The 19,257-nt window shown below is 51.3% G+C and carries 20 protein-coding genes; 14 read left to right on the top strand and 6 right to left on the bottom strand.

What is annotated here, in order from left to right:
- Nucleotides 1-105: 105 nt before the first annotated feature.
- A complete protein-coding gene (galU, locus tag SK62_RS09170; protein ID WP_039270602.1) occupies nt 106-1,011 on the top strand; it encodes a UTP--glucose-1-phosphate uridylyltransferase GalU in 906 nt (301 codons plus the stop codon).
- A 202-nt stretch (nt 1,012-1,213) separates the two neighbouring features.
- Here the strand turns inward: galU and hns are convergent, their stop codons facing one another.
- Nucleotides 1,214-1,627, bottom strand: a complete 414-nt coding sequence (gene hns, locus SK62_RS09175) for a histone-like nucleoid-structuring protein H-NS (RefSeq protein ID WP_003856724.1) — start codon at nt 1,625-1,627, stop codon at nt 1,214-1,216.
- 550 nt (nt 1,628-2,177) lie between these two features.
- On the opposite strand from hns, the gene tdk reads away from it, so the two are divergent.
- Complete coding sequence (gene tdk / locus SK62_RS09180) at nt 2,178-2,792, top strand: thymidine kinase (RefSeq protein ID WP_003856726.1); 615 nt, start codon at nt 2,178-2,180, stop codon at nt 2,790-2,792.
- 70 nt (nt 2,793-2,862) lie between these two features.
- Here the strand turns inward: tdk and adhE are convergent, their stop codons facing one another.
- Nucleotides 2,863-5,544, bottom strand: a complete 2,682-nt coding sequence (gene adhE, locus SK62_RS09185; RefSeq protein WP_032103375.1) for a bifunctional acetaldehyde-CoA/alcohol dehydrogenase — start codon at nt 5,542-5,544, stop codon at nt 2,863-2,865.
- A 480-nt stretch (nt 5,545-6,024) separates the two neighbouring features.
- On the opposite strand from adhE, the gene SK62_RS09190 reads away from it, so the two are divergent.
- From SK62_RS09190 to SK62_RS09220, 7 genes are all read left to right on the top strand, one after another.
- Complete coding sequence (locus SK62_RS09190; RefSeq protein ID WP_017384236.1) at nt 6,025-6,672, top strand: YchE family NAAT transporter; 648 nt, start codon at nt 6,025-6,027, stop codon at nt 6,670-6,672.
- Between the two features lie 770 nt (nt 6,673-7,442).
- Nucleotides 7,443-9,074, top strand: a complete 1,632-nt coding sequence (gene oppA / locus SK62_RS09195) for an oligopeptide ABC transporter substrate-binding protein OppA (protein WP_047719491.1) — start codon at nt 7,443-7,445, stop codon at nt 9,072-9,074.
- A gap of 82 nt (nt 9,075-9,156) precedes the next feature.
- The gene (oppB, locus tag SK62_RS09200; RefSeq protein ID WP_047719492.1) at nt 9,157-10,077 is read left to right on the top strand and encodes an oligopeptide ABC transporter permease OppB; all 921 of its coding nucleotides are present in this window, start codon (nt 9,157-9,159) and stop codon (nt 10,075-10,077) included.
- 12 nt (nt 10,078-10,089) lie between these two features.
- Nucleotides 10,090-10,998, top strand: coding sequence for an oligopeptide ABC transporter permease OppC (gene oppC / locus SK62_RS09205; RefSeq protein ID WP_047719493.1), 909 nt, complete (start codon nt 10,090-10,092; stop codon nt 10,996-10,998).
- An 11-nt stretch (nt 10,999-11,009) separates the two neighbouring features.
- Nucleotides 11,010-12,023 (top strand): ABC transporter ATP-binding protein, encoded by a 1,014-nt coding sequence (locus SK62_RS09210; RefSeq protein WP_017384234.1) that lies wholly within the window; start codon nt 11,010-11,012, stop codon nt 12,021-12,023.
- Nucleotides 12,020-13,024: a murein tripeptide/oligopeptide ABC transporter ATP-binding protein OppF gene (gene oppF, locus SK62_RS09215; protein WP_048249489.1), complete on the top strand. Its 1,005-nt coding sequence runs from the start codon at nt 12,020-12,022 to the stop codon at nt 13,022-13,024. Before SK62_RS09210 ends, oppF begins: the two co-directional genes overlap by 4 nt.
- Nucleotides 13,025-13,069: 45 nt before the next feature.
- The gene (locus SK62_RS09220) at nt 13,070-13,906 is read left to right on the top strand and encodes an ion transporter (RefSeq protein ID WP_003856745.1); all 837 of its coding nucleotides are present in this window, start codon (nt 13,070-13,072) and stop codon (nt 13,904-13,906) included.
- 30 nt (nt 13,907-13,936) lie between these two features.
- Here SK62_RS09220 and SK62_RS09225 read toward each other — a convergent pair whose 3' ends face one another.
- Together SK62_RS09225 and cls are read right to left on the bottom strand one after the other, a co-directional pair.
- The gene (locus SK62_RS09225; RefSeq protein WP_003856748.1) at nt 13,937-14,266 is read right to left on the bottom strand and encodes an HI1450 family dsDNA-mimic protein; all 330 of its coding nucleotides are present in this window, start codon (nt 14,264-14,266) and stop codon (nt 13,937-13,939) included.
- A gap of 33 nt (nt 14,267-14,299) precedes the next feature.
- A complete protein-coding gene (gene cls / locus SK62_RS09230; RefSeq protein WP_047719494.1) occupies nt 14,300-15,760 on the bottom strand; it encodes a cardiolipin synthase in 1,461 nt (486 codons plus the stop codon).
- 143 nt (nt 15,761-15,903) lie between these two features.
- Here cls and SK62_RS22860 point away from each other — a divergent pair, with 143 nt between their 5' ends.
- From SK62_RS22860 to leuE, 4 genes are all read left to right on the top strand, one after another.
- On the top strand, nt 15,904-16,077 hold the full coding sequence (locus tag SK62_RS22860) for a YciY family protein (RefSeq protein ID WP_017384232.1): 174 nt from the start codon (nt 15,904-15,906) through the stop codon (nt 16,075-16,077).
- Between the two features lie 118 nt (nt 16,078-16,195).
- Nucleotides 16,196-16,324 carry a KPN_01571 family protein gene (locus SK62_RS23240; protein ID WP_208985927.1) on the top strand — a complete coding sequence of 43 codons (129 nt, stop codon included), beginning with the start codon at nt 16,196-16,198 and terminating at the stop codon, nt 16,322-16,324.
- Between the two features lie 11 nt (nt 16,325-16,335).
- Complete coding sequence (locus tag SK62_RS09235) at nt 16,336-16,746, top strand: Exc2 family lipoprotein (RefSeq protein ID WP_015570374.1); 411 nt, start codon at nt 16,336-16,338, stop codon at nt 16,744-16,746.
- 67 nt (nt 16,747-16,813) lie between these two features.
- Nucleotides 16,814-17,449, top strand: a complete 636-nt coding sequence (gene leuE, locus SK62_RS09240) for a leucine efflux protein LeuE (RefSeq protein WP_047719495.1) — start codon at nt 16,814-16,816, stop codon at nt 17,447-17,449.
- 33 nt (nt 17,450-17,482) lie between these two features.
- On the opposite strand, the gene SK62_RS09245 is transcribed toward leuE, so the two are convergent.
- Entirely contained in the window at nt 17,483-17,779 is a 297-nt protein-coding gene (locus SK62_RS09245; protein WP_003856755.1) for a YciI family protein, read from the bottom strand.
- Between the two features lie 221 nt (nt 17,780-18,000).
- On the opposite strand from SK62_RS09245, the gene tonB reads away from it, so the two are divergent.
- Nucleotides 18,001-18,729, top strand: coding sequence for a TonB system transport protein TonB (tonB, locus tag SK62_RS09250; RefSeq protein WP_017384230.1), 729 nt, complete (start codon nt 18,001-18,003; stop codon nt 18,727-18,729).
- Nucleotides 18,730-18,766: 37 nt separating this feature from the next.
- Here tonB and yciA read toward each other — a convergent pair whose 3' ends face one another.
- Entirely contained in the window at nt 18,767-19,162 is a 396-nt protein-coding gene (yciA, locus tag SK62_RS09255) for an acyl-CoA thioester hydrolase YciA (protein WP_003856759.1), read from the bottom strand.
- Nucleotides 19,163-19,257: the final 95 nt, after the last annotated feature.

The following is a 19,257-nucleotide window of genomic DNA, read 5'->3' on the forward strand; positions in this document are numbered from 1 at the left end:
CGGCAACGCGTTCTTTTCAGACCCGTATTAGTGGCTGAGACGGTATACTCAACGCGTTATTAAATGCATAAAAGTTCAAAACTTGAACAGTTCAGGAGAATTTCAATGGCTGCCCTTAATTCGAAAGTCAGAAAGGCCGTTATCCCGGTGGCGGGATTGGGTACCAGGATGTTGCCAGCGACGAAGGCAATCCCAAAAGAGATGCTGCCTCTGGTTGATAAGCCATTAATCCAGTATGTCGTGAATGAATGTATTGCAGCAGGTATCACCGAAATTGTGCTGGTGACGCATTCATCTAAAAACTCTATCGAAAACCATTTCGATACCAGTTTCGAACTGGAAGCAATGCTGGAAAAACGCGTTAAGCGCCAGCTGCTGGAGGAAGTGCAGTCTATTTGCCCTCCACACGTTACCATTATGCAGGTTCGTCAGGGCCTGGCGAAAGGCCTGGGGCACGCAGTATTGTGCGCACACCCGGTAGTGGGTGATGAGCCGGTCGCGGTTATTCTGCCTGACGTGATTCTTGATGAGTACGAGTCCGATCTTTCCCAGGAAAACCTGGCGGAAATGATTAAACGCTTCGACGAAACCGGCAGCAGCCAGATTATGGTTGAGCCAGTCGACGACGTGACCGCTTACGGCGTGGTTGACTGCAAAGGCGTTGACCTGCAACCTGGCGAAAGCGTACCGATGGTTGGCGTTGTTGAAAAACCTAAAGCGGACGTCGCGCCGTCTAACCTTGCTGTCGTTGGCCGTTACGTACTGAGCGCTGAAATTTGGGCGCTGCTGGCGAAAACACCTCCGGGTGCGGGCGATGAAATCCAGCTGACGGATGCTATCGATATGCTGATCGAGAAAGAGACCGTGGAAGCCTACCATATGAAAGGTAAGAGCCATGACTGCGGGAATAAGCTCGGTTATATGCAGGCATTCGTCGAATATGGTATTCGCCATAACAGCCTGGGTGAAGAATTTAAAACCTGGCTCAAAGGTAGCGTGGGTATTAAGTAATAAACTCACCAGCCTGTGAACAAGACCGGTGTGGCGTTGCCCACCGGTTTTTTTATGCCTGTCACTCTGTAATTGGTGGGGGATTGTCAAGGACGTTAAATAGTAAGCCTCGCAATATGACAGAATGTAAGGAGATGTTCGGGCGAATATTACAGGCATAAAAAATCCCGCACAGAGCGGGATTTTTCAGAATCTTTCCAGATTAATCCTTGATCAGGAAGTCATCCAGTTGTTTACCTTGTTCGTCCATTGCTTTCTTGATTACAGCAGGAGTACGACCCTGGCCGGTCCAGGTTTTCTCTTCGCCGTTCTCATCGATGTAGCTATATTTAGCAGGACGTGCCGCGCGTTTTGCTTTGGTACCGGTTTTAGCCGCAGCCATGCTGTTCAGCAATTCGTTTGGATCGATACCATCGGCAATCAGCATTTCACGATACTGTTGCAGTTTACGTGTACGTTCTTCGATTTCAGCCGCAGCTGCGCTTTCTTCTTCACGACGTTCGTTAACTACAACTTCTAATTTTTCGAGCATTTCTTCAAGCGTCTCAAGGGTACATTCTCTTGCCTGCGCACGAAGAGTACGGATGTTGTTCAGAATTTTAAGTGCTTCGCTCATTGTAGTAATCTCAAACTTATAATGGGGGTGGGTTTGTTGTCCTAATAATAGAGCCTTAATTTCACTTGTGCAATAGGTGGGAATGTAAGGAATTCAAAAAATACAAAATAAACGACGCTATTATTAATTACGCTAACTTAAATTTCATTGTTTGTTGGGTCTGTGAGATATCGTTTCAAACGGCAAAAGCGCGTCATTTGCGTGTATGTTTTGTGACTTTTACCTCAGGAATTATAGTTGCGGTTGATAAATATCAGCCTTTTGTATTACCCCGAGTAAGCGCAGCGAAGACAAGAATAGTTAATAAATAGTGAATTTTAATGAACGAAGAAGACACTATAAAAAGAAGTGTTATCTCTGGTTGCGGACTCACCTTATTGTCAGTGTTTAATGCCTTTACTGCCTGTTTTAACGCATTATTTTGCGCCACTCGCGAAGGATTTACTGATGCATGGCAGGCTGGAGAGCGCAGCCCGCCGCTGATGACGGTACAAAATATGGTACAATGATCCATCGGGAATATTACACATTGATTAGGGTTCTTCGGCCAATGGCACAACTTTATTTCTACTATTCGGCAATGAATGCAGGGAAATCGACGGCGTTACTGCAATCCTCATACAATTATCAGGAGCGGGGGATGCGTACCGTTGTTTATACCGCCGAAATCGACGATCGCTTTGGGGCAGGGAAGGTGAGCTCAAGAATAGGGCTCTCGTCGCCTGCAAGGCTGTTTAACCCTGAAACGGACCTGCTGGAGGACATTCGTGCCGAGCATGCCTCTAAGCCTGTCCATTGCGTGCTGGTAGATGAAAGCCAGTTCCTGACCCGAGAGCAGGTCCATGCACTTTCAGAGGTCGTTGATGAGCTGGATATTCCCGTTCTTTGCTATGGATTACGTACCGATTTTCGTGGGGAGTTATTTGCCGGCAGTCAGTATCTGCTCGCCTGGTCGGATAAGCTGGTTGAGCTGAAAACAATCTGCTTTTGTGGCCGCAAGGCAAGTATGGTTCTTCGCCTGGACCAGTCGGGTAAACCCTATGCTGATGGCGAGCAGGTGGTGATAGGAGGCAATGAACGTTATGTCTCGGTCTGCCGCAAGCATTATAAAGAGGCGCTGGCTGTAGGCTCGCTGACGGCGTTACAGGGCGACAATCGAAAATAATAAGAATGTTTTACGTATCCTCAGATATAAAAAAACCCGCCAGCGGCGGGTTTTTTTATCATACTGTCAATCAAGCATTTTTCTTCGCTTTCTTGTCAGCCTTTACAACTGCGGGGATTTCAACTTTTACGGCAGCGACATCGCTTTCAGTGAAGTTACGACCGTAATAAGTATCCAGCAGGATCTGTTTCAGTTCGGAAATCAGTGGGTAGCGCGGGTTAGCACCAGTACACTGGTCATCGAATGCATCTTCAGACAGCTTATCTACGTGAGCGAGGAAGTCAGCTTCCTGAACGCCTGCTTCGCGGATAGATTTAGGAATACCCAGTTCAGCCTTCAGGCTCTCCAGCCATGCCAGCAGTTTCTCGATCTTCGCGGCAGTACGGTCGCCCGGTGCGCTCAGACCGAGGTGATCTGCGATTTCAGCATAACGACGGCGCGCCTGTGGGCGGTCGTACTGGCTGAATGCAGTCTGCTTGGTTGGGTTGTCGTTGGCGTTATAGCGGATAACGTTGCTGATCAACAGGGCGTTCGCCAGACCGTGAGGAATGTGGAACTGTGAACCCAGCTTGTGCGCCATGGAGTGACAGACACCCAGGAAGGCGTTAGCAAACGCAATGCCCGCGATGGTGGCCGCACTGTGTACACGTTCACGCGCAACAGGGTTTTTCGAACCTTCGTTGTAAGAAGCTGGCAGGTTTTCTTTCAGCAGTTTCAGCGCCTGCAAAGCCTGACCGTCAGAAAACTCAGAAGCCAGTACGGAAACGTAAGCTTCCAGAGCGTGAGTTACCGCATCCAGACCACCGAACGCACACAGTGATTTCGGCATTTCCATGACCAGGTTGGCGTCAACGATAGCCATATCTGGCGTCAGTGCGTAGTCAGCCAGCGGGTATTTCTGACCGGTTGCGTCATCAGTCACAACGGCAAATGGCGTCACTTCTGAACCGGTACCGGAAGTGGTGGTGACGGCGATCATTTTCGCTTTCACGCCCATTTTCGGGAACTTGTAGATACGTTTACGGATATCCATAAAGCGCAGCGCCAGTTCTTCGAAGTGAGTTTCCGGATGTTCGTACATCACCCACATAATTTTCGCGGCGTCCATTGGGGAACCGCCACCCAGTGCGATGATCACATCAGGTTTGAAGGAGTTCGCCAGTTCAGCGCCTTTACGTACAACGCTCAGGGTTGGGTCAGCTTCAACTTCAAAGAAGACTTCAGTTTCGACGCCAGCCGCTTTCAGAACAGAGGTGATCTGGTCTGCATAGCCATTGTTGAACAGGAAACGGTCGGTCACGATGAGCGCACGTTTGTGGCCATCAGTAATCACTTCATCCAGCGCGATTGGCAGAGAGCCGCGGCGGAAGTAGATAGATTTCGGAAGTTTGTGCCACAACATGTTTTCAGCTCGCTTAGCAACGGTTTTCTTATTGATCAGGTGTTTTGGACCAACGTTTTCAGAGATGGAGTTACCACCCCAGGAACCACAACCCAGAGTCAGGGAAGGTGCGAGTTTGAAGTTGTACAGGTCACCGATACCACCCTGAGAAGCAGGGGTGTTGATCAGGATACGTGCCGTCTTCATCTTCTGACCGAAGTAAGCAACACGCTCAGGCTGGTTATCCTGGTCGGTGTACAGGCAAGAGGTGTGGCCGATACCGCCCATCGCCACCAGCTTCTCTGCTTTATCTACCGCGTCATCGAAATCTTTCGCACGGTACATTGCCAGCGTCGGGGAGAGTTTCTCGTGAGCAAACGGCTCACTTTCATCAACGACTTTCACTTCACCAATCAGAATCTTGGTGGTAGCAGGGACGCTAAAGCCAGCGAGCTCAGCGATTTTATACGCAGGCTGACCTACGATAGCCGCGTTCAGCGCACCATTTTTCAGAATCACGTCCTGAACGGCTTTCAGTTCTTTACCTTGCAACAGGTAGCCGCCGTGGCTGGCGAAACGTTCACGAACGGCGTCGTATACCGAATCAACCACGACAACAGACTGTTCAGATGCACAGATAACGCCGTTATCGAAGGTTTTAGACATCAGCACAGAGGCAACAGCACGCTTGATATCAGCCGTTTCGTCGATCACCACAGGGGTATTACCTGCGCCTACGCCGATGGCTGGTTTACCGGAGCTGTACGCTGCTTTAACCATACCAGGACCACCGGTCGCCAGAATCAGGTTAATGTCCGGGTGATGCATCAGGGCGTTGGACAGTTCAACAGAAGGTTGGTCGATCCAGCCGATGAGATCTTTTGGCGCACCCGCCGCAATGGCAGCCTGAAGCACGATATCTGCTGCTTTGTTGGTGGCGTCCTTCGCACGTGGATGCGGGGAGAAAATGATTGCGTTACGTGTCTTCAGACTGATGAGAGATTTGAAGATGGCGGTAGAGGTTGGGTTAGTGGTTGGAACGATACCGCAAATGATGCCGATCGGTTCTGCGATGGTGATGGTGCCGAAAGTATCGTCTTCTGACAGCACACCGCAGGTTTTCTCATCTTTATAGGCGTTGTAGATATACTCTGAAGCAAAGTGGTTTTTGATCACTTTATCTTCAACGATACCCATGCCGGATTCGGCAACGGCCATTTTAGCGAGAGGGATTCGAGCATCAGCAGCAGCCAGAGCGGCCGCGCGGAAGATTTTATCAACCTGTTCTTGGGTGAAATTGGCATATTCACGCTGGGCTTTTTTCACGCGCTCGACGAGGGCGTTCAGTTCAGCGATATTGGTAACAGCCATAATGCTCTCCTGATAATGTTTAAACTCTTTTAGTAAACCAGCGCTCGATACGTCTGAGAGTATAGTCAGAGCCGATCCCACTTGCGTAACACACAGTAAAACAAAGGATTACTCACTGCTCCAGCTCACTAATTTACTAAAAGAGCCTTACCTTAGCATCATACCTTTTTGATAGGTGATCTCCCTGGCGGCGTAACCAAGATTACTCACTTCTGAGTACGAAAATTATGATCGAGATCAATTTTGTCCTAAGCTGATACCTTTCAGCAGGGTTATTTTGTGCTAATTATTCTACTGTTAAATAATTAAGTAACTATTGGAAGCGGCGATATCATTGATTACACAAATGTTTAACATCATGAATTGATAACGTTTAAGAACAGATTTCTGGTGAAGTATGCGGCTAAAAAGCGTATCTTCAGCGCGGATTTATCATGACACGCAGTTTATCCCTGGCCATGCTCAATTGCGGAGCTTAATGTGATTCAAACGCTCTTTGATTTCCCTACATATTTCAAGTTTTTTATCGGCTTGTTTGCTCTGGTTAACCCGGTAGGGATCATCCCTGTCTTCATTAGTATGACCAGCTATCAGACGGCTGCGGCACGAAATAAAACCAACCTGACGGCAAACCTGTCGGTGGCGATCATCCTACTTACGTCTCTTTATCTCGGGGACGCCATTCTTCAGGTCTTCGGCATCTCGATTGATTCGTTCCGTATAGCAGGCGGGATCCTGGTGGTGACGATTGCCATGTCGATGATCAGCGGCAAGCTGGGGGAGGATAAACAGAACAAGCAGGAAAAATCAGAGACAGCTATCCGCGAGAGCATCGGGGTTGTGCCACTGGCGCTGCCGCTGATGGCGGGCCCGGGGGCGATCAGTTCCACCATTGTCTGGGGAACGCGCTACCACAGCCTGATGCACCTCATTGGCTTTTCTGTTGCCATTGCGCTGTTCGCGCTGTGCTGCTGGGGCGTATTTCGTATGGCGCCATGGCTGGTTCGCTTGCTGGGACAAACGGGCATCAACGTGATTACTCGTATCATGGGTCTGTTGTTAATGGCGTTGGGCATCGAATTTATCGTTACCGGTATTAAAAGTATATTCCCCGGGTTAGTACACTGACTTTCATTTGAAAGAGCGGAGCCAGCGGCTCCGTTTTTTTTACGTGATTATCTGCAAATCATATAAATAAAGTTGAAATAGGCGCCAGTCATAATAAGTTCTACTAATAATCCTCTTCTGTTGTTTTTCAAGGGGTTGTTTATTTTCATTTCCCCTTGCCGCGCATAAATCCCTCAAACCCTCTGTTATTTTACTCACATGATACTCTGGGGCTTGCTGACAGATAACCGAAATGATATTAGTAATTTCGACGCTGACTCAGACGAATGTGCTAAATAATAATCAATTGTTAAATTATCGTGAAAAATCGTTCAGCTAAGCTTTGTCGTCGCGTTTGTAGCAACAAAATTTCTTATCCATATGAATTTAATCTCTTTTTGTTGGTTTCGGCGTAAGCCAGGGTTGGCGCCATAGTTATGCCAGCCATCGTAAAAGAGAAATGCTTAACAAATTTGCAAAATGTATTGGCGAGAGTTGGCACCATTTGGTACTTTCCGGCCTTATATTTTGCAGCATTAAACAAGTTGATGAGAACTATTTTCATGTAGCCCTCACATAAGATATCCAACACATCTCTCTGACAGGGGAGAGGTGTAAAGAATCGACGCAAGACCGCCGTACGAGCGGTCAGTAATAATGAAGTCGGTGATAGCAAGAAGTAAAAAAAGAACCTGACAGTAGCAAAAAAAACTCCTGCGCTGTACAGGCCCCAACAGGGGATTACACAACTGGCGAAGGCCGGTCATTATAATGAGTGGAGTATCAACACAATGTCCATCATCACAAAAAAAAGTCTGGTAGCGGCGGGGATTTTAACTGCGCTAATCGCGGGCAACGCTGCAATGGCTGCGGACGTTCCTGCTGGTGTTCAGCTGGCTGAGAAGCAAACGCTGGTACGTAATAACGGTGCGGAAGTGCAGTCTCTTGATCCGCACAAAATTGAAGGTGTTCCAGAGTCTAACGTTAACCGCGATCTGTTTGAAGGTCTGCTGGTGACTGACGTAGACGGCCACCCGGCTCCGGGCGTGGCGGAAAAATGGGACAACAAAGATTTTAAAGTCTGGACCTTCCATCTGCGTAAAGATGCGAAATGGTCCGACGGTACGCCGGTTACCGCCGAAGATTTCGTCTATAGCTGGCAGCGTCTGGCGGATCCAAATACCGCCTCCCCGTATGCGAGTTACCTCCAGTATGGCCATATTGCCAATATCGATGACATCATCACGGGTAAAAAGCCAGTTACCGACCTGGGCGTAAAAGCCATCGATGCCAACACCTTTGAAGTGACGTTGAGCGAACCTGTTCCGTACTTCTATAAGCTGCTGGTTCACCCGTCCGTCTCCCCGGTACCAAAATCCGCAGTAGAAAAATTTGGTGAAAAATGGACGCAGCCTGCGAATATCGTGACCAACGGTGCATATAAGCTGAAGGACTGGGTCGTTAACGAACGTATGGTGCTGGAGCGTAACCCGCAGTATTGGGATAATGCGAAGACCGTTATCAATCAGGTCACCTACCTGCCAATCTCTTCTGAAGTGACGGACGTAAACCGCTACCGCAGCGGTGAAATCGACATGACCTATAACAATATGCCGATTGAACTGTTCCAGAAGCTGAAAAAAGAGATCCCTAAAGAAGTTCACGTCGATCCGTATCTGTGCACCTACTATTACGAAATTAACAACCAGAAAGCACCGTTCACCGACGTACGTGTTCGTACCGCACTGAAGCTGGCTCTGGATCGCGACATTATCGTGAATAAAGTGAAGAATCAGGGCGACCTGTCGGCTTACAGCTACACCCCGCCTTACACCGACGGTATGAAGCTGGTTGAACCTGAATGGTTCAAATGGTCACAGGAAAAACGTAACGAAGAAGCGAAAAAACTGCTGGCTGAAGCTGGCTATACCGCCGACAAGCCGCTGACCTTTAGCCTGCTGTATAACACCTCCGATCTGCATAAAAAACTGGCTATCGCCGTCGCGTCAATCTGGAAGAAAAACCTCGGCGTGAACGTGAAGCTGGAAAACCAGGAATGGAAAACCTTCCTCGATACGCGCCACCAGGGAACCTTTGACGTGGCACGTGCAGGATGGTGTGCGGACTATAACGAACCGACCTCATTCCTGAACACCATGCTGAGCGACAGTTCGAACAATACCGCACACTATAAGAGCCCGGCGTTTGATAAGCTGATTGGCGAAACTCTGAAGGTGGCAGATGACGCCCAGCGCGCCGATCTGTACGCGAAATCAGAACAACAGCTCGATAAAGACTCTGCGATCGTTCCGGTTTACTACTACGTTAACGCCCGCCTGGTGAAACCATGGGTAGGGGGTTATACCGGTAAAGACCCGTTGGATAATATTTCCGTTAAGAATCTTTATATTATCAAGCATTAATGGCAATACGTGGGGCGAGCGAGCTTGCCCCACTGTGTCTATTTTGTAACATTCATCAGGCACACGCCAGAAGGTACGGGCAATGTTGAAATTTATCCTGCGTCGCTGTCTTGAAGCGATTCCAACGTTATTTATTCTAATTACAATTTCCTTCTTCATGATGCGTCTTGCACCGGGCAGTCCTTTTACCGGTGAACGCACGCTTCCGCCAGAAGTTATGGCCAACATCGAAGCGAAATACCATTTAAACGATCCTATCACCACGCAGTACTTCAACTATCTGAAGCAACTTGCACACGGTGATTTTGGTCCGTCATTTAAATATAAAGACTATTCCGTTAACGACCTGGTGGCGTCCAGCTTCCCGGTATCGGCTAAATTAGGGGCTGCTGCATTTATCCTGGCCGTTGTTCTCGGTGTCACTGCGGGCGTTATCGCTGCGCTAAAACAAAATACCCGATGGGATTACGCCGTAATGGGGGTCGCAATGACCGGGGTGGTTATCCCCAGCTTCGTTGTCGCGCCGTTGCTGGTCATGATATTCGCCATAACCCTGAAATGGCTCCCCGGGGGCGGCTGGAACGGCGGGGCGCTGAAGTTCATGATATTGCCGATGGTGGCATTATCTCTGGCCTACATCGCCAGCATCGCCCGTATTACCCGCGGTTCAATGATTGAAGTCCTGCACTCGAACTTCATCCGTACCGCCCGTTCGAAAGGGCTGCCGATGCGCCGGATTATTTTCCGTCATGCCCTCAAGCCTGCACTGTTACCGGTACTCTCCTATATGGGGCCTGCTTTCGTCGGCATTATCACCGGCTCAATGGTGATTGAAACCATTTATGGCCTGCCGGGTATCGGGCAGCTGTTTGTTAACGGGGCGCTTAACCGTGACTATTCGCTGGTGCTGAGCCTGACGATCCTCGTGGGCGCACTGACCATTCTGTTTAATGCCGTTGTCGATGTGCTGTATGCCGTTATCGACCCGAAAATCCGTTACTAACTGGAGCACGCCATGATGTTGAGTAAGAAAAACAGCGAGGCGCTGGAAAACTTCAGTGAAAAGCTGGAGGTCGAAGGTCGTAGCCTTTGGCAGGATGCCCGCCGTCGTTTTATGCATAACCGTGCCGCCGTTGCCAGCCTGGTCGTGCTGGTGCTTATCGCGCTGTTTGTAACCCTGGCGCCAATGCTCTCTCAGTTCACCTATTACGATACGGACTGGGGCATGATGTCCAGCGCGCCGGATATGGAATCCGGGCACTATTTCGGTACCGACTCTTCCGGCCGTGATTTGCTGGTGCGTGTGGCGATTGGTGGCCGTATCTCCCTGATGGTTGGCATCGCAGCGGCGCTGGTGGCGGTGATTGTCGGCACGCTTTACGGTTCGCTTTCCGGTTACCTCGGCGGGAAAGTGGACTCCGTGATGATGCGTCTGCTAGAAATCCTGAACTCCTTCCCGTTCATGTTCTTCGTCATTCTGCTGGTGACCTTCTTTGGTCAAAATATCCTGCTGATCTTCGTGGCGATCGGGATGGTGTCCTGGCTGGATATGGCGCGTATTGTGCGCGGCCAGACGCTGAGCCTTAAACGTAAGGAGTTTATCGAAGCCGCACAGGTTGGTGGCGTTTCTACCGCCAATATTGTGGTGCGTCATATCGTTCCTAACGTGCTGGGCGTGGTGGTGGTGTACGCCTCCCTGCTGGTGCCAAGTATGATCCTGTTTGAATCTTTCCTGAGCTTCCTGGGATTAGGTACGCAGGAGCCGTTGAGTAGCTGGGGCGCTCTGTTAAGTGATGGCGCAAACTCCATGGAAGTGTCACCGTGGTTACTGCTGTATCCGGCGGGCTTCCTGGTCGTCACCCTGTTCTGTTTCAACTTTATCGGCGATGGCCTGCGTGATGCCCTCGACCCGAAAGACCGTTAAGGAGCGCCGTCATGACCATTATTGAAACGGCAACCGCGCCACAGGCGCAACAGCGGACCAGCGCACTGCTGGACGTTAAAGACCTCCGCGTGACGTTTAAAACCCCCGACGGTGATGTTACTGCCGTTAACGATCTCAACTTCGACCTGCGTGCCGGTGAAACGCTGGGCATTGTGGGCGAATCCGGTTCCGGTAAATCCCAGACCGCATTCGCGCTGATGGGCCTGCTGGCGTCAAACGGCGTGATCGGCGGTTCGGCGACGTTTAACGGGAAAGAGATCCTGAATTTGCCGGAACATGAGCTGAACAAGCTGCGCGCCGAGCAGATTTCAATGATTTTCCAGGATCCGATGACGTCCCTGAACCCCTATATGCGGGTGGGTGAACAGCTGATGGAAGTGCTGATGCTCCACAAGGGGCTGGGCAAAGCCGAAGCGTTTGAAGAGTCCGTCAAAATGCTGGATGCGGTGAAAATGCCTGAAGCACGCAAGCGCATGCGCATGTATCCGCACGAGTTTTCCGGCGGTATGCGTCAGCGCGTTATGATCGCGATGGCATTGCTTTGCCGGCCAAAACTGCTGATCGCTGATGAACCGACCACCGCCCTGGACGTGACCGTTCAGGCGCAGATCATGACGTTGCTGAATGAGCTGAAGCGCGAGTTCAACACCGCCATCATCATGATTACCCACGATTTAGGCGTCGTTGCCGGGATCTGCGACAAAGTGTTAGTCATGTATGCAGGCCGCACGATGGAATACGGTAATGCTCGCGATGTGTTCTACCAGCCAGCCCATCCGTACTCTATCGGGCTGTTGAATGCCGTTCCGCGTCTTGATGCGGAAGGGGAGTCGCTGCTGACTATCCCGGGTAACCCGCCAAACCTGCTGCGTCTGCCAAAAGGCTGCCCGTTCCAGCCGCGTTGTCCGCATGCGATGGAAATCTGTAACAGCGCACCGCCGCTGGAAGCGTTTGCCCCAGGCCGTCTGCGCGCCTGCTTTAAGCCGCTGGAGGAGCTGGTATGAACGCGATCGACGAAAAAAGAAATGTGCTGCTCGAAATCGCTGACCTGAAGGTCCATTTCGATATCAAAGACGGTAAACAGTGGTTCTGGCAGCCTGCCAAAACCCTGAAAGCGGTGGATGGCGTCACGCTACGCCTGTACGAAGGCGAGACCCTGGGCGTGGTAGGCGAATCCGGCTGCGGCAAATCGACGTTTGCGCGTGCGATCATCGGCCTGGTGAAGGCCACCGACGGGAAAGTGGCCTGGCTTGGCAAAGATCTGCTGGGGATGAAGCCGGATGAATGGCGCGACGTGCGCAGCGACATCCAGATGATTTTCCAGGATCCACTTGCGTCCCTGAACCCGCGTATGACCATTGGCGAAATCATTGCCGAGCCGCTGCGCACCTATCATCCGAAGATGCCGCGCCAGGAAATTCGCGATCGGGTGAAAGCGATGATGCTCAAGGTGGGTCTGCTGCCTAACCTCATCAACCGCTACCCACACGAGTTTTCCGGCGGTCAGTGCCAGCGTATCGGTATCGCACGCGCGTTGATCCTTGAACCAAAACTGATTATCTGTGATGAGCCGGTTTCGGCGCTGGACGTTTCCATCCAGGCCCAGGTGGTTAACCTGCTACAGAAACTGCAACGGGAAATGGGGCTGTCGCTGATCTTCATCGCCCACGATCTGGCGGTGGTAAAACACATTTCGGACCGTGTGCTGGTCATGTATCTGGGCCACGCCGTAGAGCTGGGCACGTATGATGAGGTGTACCACAATCCTCTGCACCCTTATACCAAAGCGCTGATGTCTGCGGTTCCCGTTCCGGACCCCGATCTGGAAAAAAATAAAACCATTCAGGTTCTGGAAGGTGAACTGCCTTCGCCAATCAACCCGCCTTCAGGCTGCGTATTCCGTACTCGATGCCCAATAGCCGGGCCGGAATGTGCGAAAACACGGCCGGTTCTGGAGGGCAGTTTCCGACATGCGGTTTCCTGCCTGAAAGTAGACCCGTTATAATCGCAAGGGCTGACATGATGTCAGCCCTTATTTTTCGAGGTTAATGTGTCGCGATTATTCACGTCGGCCCGCCAGCGGCTGTATCACCTTTTATTTGATCCTGAAACGGTTTCCGGTCGCCGCTTCGAAGGTCTGTGTGGTTTATTTGCGCTGATTAGCGTCATTATTATCTTTATCGAATCCGGCGCCGGAACGCAGTACCACATGACGTATGAGGAGTGGCACGTTTTCGTCTGGCTGGAATTGATTGTCACGCTGGTGTTTACTGCGGAATATGTGCTGAGGGTCATTAGCTGGCCAAATCCGGCGAAATACGTTTTCAGCTTCTGGGGATTTATTGATTTAGCCACCATCCTGCCGCTGTATGTCATGTGGCTGTGGCCTGAGATCAGCTTGAATTATGTGTTTGCCTGGCGTGCAATGCGGGCGATTCGTGTGTTACGGATTCTCAAACTGCTGCGCTTTATGCCGTCGCTGCGGGTTTTTTGGGTTGCCATTGTCAGCGCCCGCCACCAGCTGATTCTCTTCTATTCGTTTATTGCTATCGTGATGATCGTTTTTGGCTCCCTTATGTATTTAATCGAAGGGCCGAAATACGGGTTTACCACGCTTAATGCGTCTGTTTACTGGGCTATCGTCACGGTGACCACCGTGGGCTATGGCGATATTACCCCGCATACGCCGCTCGGACGTATTGTGGCATCGGTTCTTATCCTGATCGGCTATTCGGTGATAGCGATTCCGACGGGGTTAATTACCACCCATATGAGCAGCGCCTTCCAGAACAGTAAGCAGCAACGCAAATGTCCGAATTGTCAGCAGGGGAATCATGAACCCGGCGCGCGGTTTTGTCACCGCTGTGGAAATGCCTTACCGGATTAAATAAAAAGGCTGCGCGGGCAGCCTTTTTTATTATTCGCGCCAGAGGATATGGCACAGTTTGTGATCTTTCTCGCGGCACAGCAGGACGCGGGCAAAGATGTCGTTAATTTCTCCGCCGTCTTCATCTGCAAGGCCAATCACCACCTCGGCGAAGAAGTCCGGGTTGAGATCAAAATCGACATGTTCGGCCCAGTCTTCAGCCGGATCGAACAGCTCAGCACCGCCACGCTCTTCGAATTGCAGGTTGAAAAGAATGACGTCAGCAGGGTCGAGATTATCGACCGCCAGCTCGAGAAAAATATCGTAGGCCTGTTCGAGCGTTTCGTCTTCGGTCAGGCGATTGTTCAGATCCATTTCCATGATGACTACCTGTTAAACATCGTTGGGCACGTTTTACAGCAACGGACTAAAGAAGTAAAACAGTCGTTCGGCAATTCGCTGCCACAGCGGACGTTTCGCCCACAGTCTGGCGTCCAGCAGGCGTGAGCGGGAGATATAATCGTCCTGAACCGCTGCCAGATCGCCACCGAACCCGGCGTCATCAATGACCAGCGTAATTTCAAAATTCAGCCACAGACTGCGCATATCGAGGTTGACAGTACCCACCAGGCTCAGCTCTCCGTCCACCAGCACGCTCTTGGTGTGTAACAGGCCGCCTTCGAACTGATAAATTTTAACGCCTGCGGCCAGCAGCTCACTAAAGAACGCGCGGCTTGCCCACCCGACCAGCAGCGAATCGTTCTTGCGCGGCATAATAATGCTCACATCCACTCCGCGCTGTGCCGCTGTACAGATGGCATGCAGAAGGTCGTCGCTGGGAACGAAATAGGGCGTGGTCATGATCAGATATTCCCGCGCGGAGTAGGCGGCGGTAAGCAGTGCCTGATGGATCAGATCTTCCGGGAAGCCAGGACCGGAGGCGATAGTGTGGATAGTGTGCCCGCTGGCTTCCTCAAACGGCATGATATTGCCATCCGGCGGCGGGGGAAGAATGCGTTTCCCGGTTTCAATTTCCCAGTCGCAGGAGTAGACGATGCCCATTGAGGTCGCGATCGGTCCCTCCATCCGCGCCATCAGATCGATCCATTGCCCCACGCCGGATTCCTGCTTGAAGAAGCGGGGGTCAACCATGTTCATGCTGCCGGTGTAGGCGATATAGTTATCGATCAGAACCATTTTCCGGTGCTGGCGGAGATCCATGCGGCGCAGAAAGACGCGGAAAAGATTCACTTTCAGCGCCTCGACCACCTCGATACCGGCGTTGCGCATCATGCCTGCCCACGGGCTACGGAAAAAGGCCACGCTGCCGGCGGAGTCCAGCATCAGGCGGCAGTGGATACCGCGATGTGCAGCGGCCATTAGCGATTCGGCGACCTGGTCCGCCATGCCGCCCGGCTGCCAGATATAAAACACCATCTCGATATTATGCCGGGCGAGCTGGATATCACGGATCAGCGCCTGCATCACATCATCAGAAGAGGTCATCAGTTGCAGCTGATTGCCTTTTACCCCAGCAATCCCCTGGCGGCGTTCGCACAGCTTGAACAGAGATGCGGCCACGCTACTGTTCTCTTCAGCGAAGATATGCTTGCAGGCTTTAAGGTCGGCAAGCCATTTCGCCGTGGAGGGCCACATGGCGCGGGCGCGTTCGGCGCGGCGTTTACCCAGATGAAGTTCACCGAAAGAGAGATAGGCGATGATGCCCACCAGCGGCAGAATGTAGATAATCAGAAGCCAGGCCATGGCGGAAGGTACCGCTCTGCGTTTCATCAGAATGCGCAACGTCACCCCGGCAATTAACAGCCAGTATCCTAAAATGACCAGCCAACTCACCACGGTGTAGAAGGTTGTCATAAATAAAAAATCCTTTTGAAAGCGTATTGTTATGAGTTTACGCATCAGGATTCATCTGGCAAATAAAAACGGCAGATAAAAGCGCTGGTTTGCCGCCTGCTTAGGCATATAATGGCATCTCTGTTAGAGAAAGAGTTGTAGACATGAAGCGCAGTAGAACTGAAGTTGGGCGCTGGCGCATGTTGCGACAGGTGAGTCGTCGTAAGGCTCGTTGGCTGGAAGCACAATCCCGCCGCAATATGCGTATCCACGCCATCAGAAAATGTGGCCTGAACAGACACCGTAACGCGCTGTTGTTCGCAGTCCAGGACATCTAAAAAGCATGAAGGGCACCGTAAAGGTGCCCATTAAACATCCAGGCTATCAATTTTTGCAGTCTCCTTCCGTTTGCTTTCCACGATATACTAACATCCCATAACGTCATGATATTAAAAGATGAATCCTTATCTCTGGATTTTTATTGTACTTTTGGCGCTGGATGCGCTCAGAGAAGATTTAGGACTTTCGTCATTTTCCTCATTGGCAGATTATGTTTTCGCATGGGGAATACATTGGCTTTATTAAAGGAAAAAAGGATGAACGGAAAAGTAATGGCAGCACTCTTTGGGATTGCGATATTAAGCGGTTGTGCCAGCAGCAAAACCTCACCCGAACGGCACGCGTTTTATTTCGTGTCGCATCAGTCCAGCTTTACTGGCGGCAATTACACCTCCAGCGTGCAGAAAAATTATCAGCTGAACGTGGCGCAGTTCCGCGAGCTTTATGCCCGGGGCAAAGCTGACCGCGCGGAAGGGCGGACTGAGGCTGAAGCCAGTGAATACGCGCAAAGCATTCGCGATCAGCTAAAAGAAAATGCGAAGTCGCAGGAATTGTTCGCAGGCAACGCGAAGGATAAATGGTCTTCGGACATGGACAGTAAAGACGCCCTATTATTTGGTAACGAACTGGCCGCGACTTATCTTGATGGCTATAACGGCGTACAATAGCGCAACTGATTCAGGGGATACCGTAATTACCGGTATCCCCGCTGTTTTTGAGCGAAAGGAGTGAGACGTGTTTGCGGAGTTTGGTGTACTGAATTTCTGGACCTATGTTGTCGGCGCATTTTTTATCGTGCTGGTTCCAGGACCGAACACCTTGTTTGTGCTGAAAACAGGGATTGGCCACGGCGTTAAGAAAGGCTATCTGGCAGCCACCGGTGTGTTTATTGGTGATGCCGTGCTGATGTTTCTGGCCTGGGCGGGCGTCGCCGCGTTGATCCAGACCACTCCGGTTTTATTTAATATTGTCCGCTATCTGGGCGCGTTTTATCTGCTGTGGCTGGGCGGAAAAATGCTCTGGTCCGTTATAACGCGTCACAAAAATGCGCACGAAAGTAGCGCCGAACCGGCAAGCGCAATCCTTAAGCGTTCGCTGGTGCTGAGCCTGACGAACCCGAAAGCGATTCTCTTTTACGTGTCGTTCTTCGTGCAGTTTATTGATGTCAATGCGAAGAATACCGGCACGTCGTTCCTGATCCTCGCCACAACGCTTGAGCTGATCAGCTTCATGTACATGAGCTTCCTGATTTTCTCAGGCGCGTTTGTCACGCGTTACCTCAAAACCAAAAAGAAACTGGCGAAGCTGGGGAACGGGCTGATAGGTCTGCTGTTTGTCGGATTTGCGGCGAGGCTGGCGTCGCTGCACTGAATGAAGAAAAGGCTCCCGAGGGAGCCTTTCGTTTCAGAATACTTTTTTATACGGACGAACCGTGACTTTTTCGTACACGCCGGCTGCGACGTACGGGTCTGCTTCTGCCCAGGCCTGCGCGGCTTCCAGAGATTCAAACTCGGCAATCACCGTGGAGCCGGTAAAACCCGCCGCGCCCGGATCGTTGCTGTCAACGGCAGGCATCGGGCCTGCGGTCAGCAACCGACCTTCATCCTGTAGCAACTGTAAACGCGCCAGATGAGCAGGGCGAACGGAAAGACGTTTTTCCAGAGAATCAGGTACATCTTCAGCGTAAATCACGTAAAGCACGGCAAAGCTCCTTAACCGGTAAAAGTGACAATTACGTTATGTGAAAGCACAAATGACTGCAATGTAAAGATAATAACAATGTTAAAACCCTGATCTGGATGCCCCTTTTTTGCCCTCATGTACGCTTAAATTGCGCCAGGACAAAGTGTCTTATTGAATATGATTGCTATTTGCATTTAAAATCGAGGTTCGGTTTTTTAACGTTGATGATTATGACTTCGATGACCCTTGATTTACCTCGCCGCTTTCCATGGCCGACGCTGCTTTCCGTCGTTATTCACGGTGCTGTCGTGGCGGGTCTGCTCTATACCTCGGTTCATCAGGTTATTGAAATGCCGGCGCCAGCGCAGCCAATTTCTGTGACCATGGTATCGCCTGCGGATCTTGAGCCGCCGCAGGTTGCGCCGCCGCCGCCACAGCCCGTTGTTGAACCCGAGCCGGAGCCAGAGCCCGAGCCGGTTCCTGAACCGCCGAAAGAAGCGCCGGTAGTGATCCATAAGCCGGAGCCGAAACCTAAGCCGAAGCCAAAACCCAAGCCGGTCAAAAAGGTGGAAGAGCGTCCGAAACGCGAAGTGCGTCCGGTTGAGCCACGCGCCACGCAGCCGGTTGAAAATGCCGCCCCATCACGTCCGCTGATGAATAACACCACGACCGCGACAAAACCGACGGTAACGGCGCCAGCAGGCCCGCGCGCGCTGAGCCGTAACCAGCCGCAGTACCCGGCACGTGCCCAGGCGTTACGTATTGAAGGGCGTGTACGGGTGAAATTCGACGTTACGGCCGATGGACGTGTCGATAACGTGGAAATCCTGTCCGCACAGCCGGCGAATATGTTTGAACGCGAAGTTAAATCGGCCATGCGCAGGTGGCGCTATGAAGCCGGTAAACCCGGCAATGGGTTGATTGTGAACATTGTCTTCCGCCTGAACGGCGGGGCACAGATGGAATAAAAGAAGCCTCCGCAAGGAGGCTTTTTTTACCTGAGGATCAGCTCCGTGGGAGCTGGCGGGGCTTACCGTCGCTATCCACCGCCACATAGATGAATAATGCCTCCGTCGCCTTATAGCGCTGACCAATCGGCTCAGAAGAGACTTTTTTCACCCATACTTCAATGTTGATGGAGACAGACGTATTGCCGCGTTTTACGCAGCGTGCGTAACAGCACACCACGTCCCCCACCGCGACAGGGCGCAGGAAGGTCATGCCATCGACCCGGACTGTCACCACGCGCCCGTGTGCAATCTCTTTTGCCAGGATTGCACCGCCCATATCCATCTGCGACATCAACCAGCCGCCAAAAATATCGCCATTGGCATTCGTATCCGCAGGCATTGCCAGTGTGCGTAAAACCAGTTCGCCCTGTGGGGCGTCATTTGTTGTCATTGTTTTTAAACTCTTAACTGAAGACTTCAGGCGGGATGCTACTATGATTTCTGGCTGGAGAGAATAGGGTTAGCGCCCGCAGAGCAGGCGCCAGC

Source organism: Enterobacter sp. BIDMC109, from assembly GCF_001037885.1.
Taxonomy (GTDB): Bacteria; Pseudomonadota; Gammaproteobacteria; order Enterobacterales; family Enterobacteriaceae; genus Enterobacter; species Enterobacter hormaechei_C.